This window comes from Hydrogenibacillus schlegelii (assembly GCF_001653195.1).
Classification (GTDB): Bacteria; Bacillota; Bacilli; order Thermicanales; family DSM-22653; genus Hydrogenibacillus; species Hydrogenibacillus schlegelii.
This window is the reverse complement of sequence record NZ_JXBB01000051.1, coordinates 1-1,691: the sequence shown is the minus strand read 5'-3', so window position 1 is coordinate 1,691 and position 1,691 is coordinate 1. Positions and strand designations below refer to the sequence as shown.

Here is a 1,691-nt window from a genome sequence, read left to right as displayed (position 1 = left end):
CCCGGCTCCTAGAAAGGAGGTGATCCATCCGCACCTTCCGGTACGGATACCTTGTTACGACTTCACCCCAGTCGCCAGGTTCGCCTTCAGCGCTGCCCGCGCCTTCGGGCGCCCCCGACTCCCATGGTGTGACGGGCGGTGTGTACAAGGCCCGGGAACGCATTCACCGCGGCATGCTGATCCGCGATTACTAGCGATTCCGCCTTCATGCAGGCGAGTTGCAGCCTGCAATCCGAACTGAGACCGGCTTTCAGGGATCCGCTCCGCCTCGCGGCTTCGCTTCCCGCTGTACCGGCCATTGTAGCACGTGTGTAGCCCAGGGCATAAGGGGCATGATGATTTGACGTCATCCCCACCTTCCTCCGCCTCGTCGGCGGCAGTCCCCTTAGAGTGCCCGGCCTCACCCGCTGGCAACTAAGGGCAGGGGTTGCGCTCGTTGCGGGACTTAACCCAACATCTCACGACACGAGCTGACGACAACCATGCACCACCTGTCTCCGCCGTCCCTCGCGGGAAAGGCCCATCTCTGGACCCGGCAGCGGGATGTCAAGCCCTGGTAAGGTTCTTCGCGTTGCTTCGAATTAAACCACATGCTCCACCGCTTGTGCGGGCCCCCGTCAATTCCTTTGAGTTTCAGCCTTGCGGCCGTACTCCCCAGGCGGGGTGCTTAATGTGTGAACTCCGGCACGGATGGGTCGCCCCACCCACACCTAGCACCCATCGTTTACAGCGTGGACTACCAGGGTATCTAATCCTGTTCGCTCCCCACGCTTTCGCGCCTCAGCGTCAGTTACAGGCCAGTGCGCTGCCTTCGCCATCGGTGTTCCTCCCGATCTCTACGCATTTCACCGCTACACCGGGAATTCCGCGCACCTCTCCTGCACTCAAGCCCGCCAGTTTCCGCTGCACCCCCACGGTTGAGCCGTGGCCTTTCACAGCAGACTTAACAGGCCGCCTACGCGCCCTTTACGCCCAGTCATTCCGGACAACGCTCGCCCCCTACGTATTACCGCGGCTGCTGGCACGTAGTTAGCCGGGGCTTCCTCGTCGGGTACCGTCAATGCCGCCTCCGCGGCCCTTCTTCCCCGACAACAGGGGTTTACAACCCGAAGGCCTTCCTCCCCCACGCGGCGTCGCTCCGTCAGGCTTCCGCCCATTGCGGAAGATTCCCTACTGCTGCCTCCCGTAGGAGTCTGGGCCGTGTCTCAGTCCCAGTGTGGCCGGTCACCCTCTCAGGCCGGCTACGCATCATCGCCTTGGTAGGCCGTTACCCCACCAACCAGCTAATGCGCCGCAGGCCCCTCCTAAAGCGGGTCGCCCCTTTCCTTGCCCCAGCATGCGCCAGGACAATCTATCCGGTATTAGCACCGGTTTCCCGGTGTTATCCCGGTCTTTAGGACAGGTTGCCTACGTGTTCCTCACCCGTCCGCCGCTAAGAGACGGGCTTCCGCCCGAAGGCTTCCGCCCGCCTCCCCGCTCGACTTGCATGTATTAGGCGCGCCGCCAGCGTTCGTCCTGAGCCAGGATCAAACTCTCCGTAACACCCCCGGCCCAAAGGCCAGGATCTTCCCATCCCCCCCGGTCCCAACAGACGACCAACACCGCCGGCTCCATCCCGGCCCCCTCGGCCGCCCGCCGGTCCCGGAAAGGCCTTCCTCACAGGGCGGGTGCTGTTTAGTTTTCAAGGAACG

At 63.2% G+C, this 1,691-nt stretch carries 1 rRNA gene; it reads right to left on the bottom strand.

The features are described from left to right. Window positions 1-12: 12 nt before the first annotated feature. Window positions 13-1,542: ribosomal RNA gene (locus SA87_RS10220) — 16S ribosomal RNA — on the bottom strand. Between the last annotated feature and the right edge of the window lie 149 nt (window positions 1,543-1,691).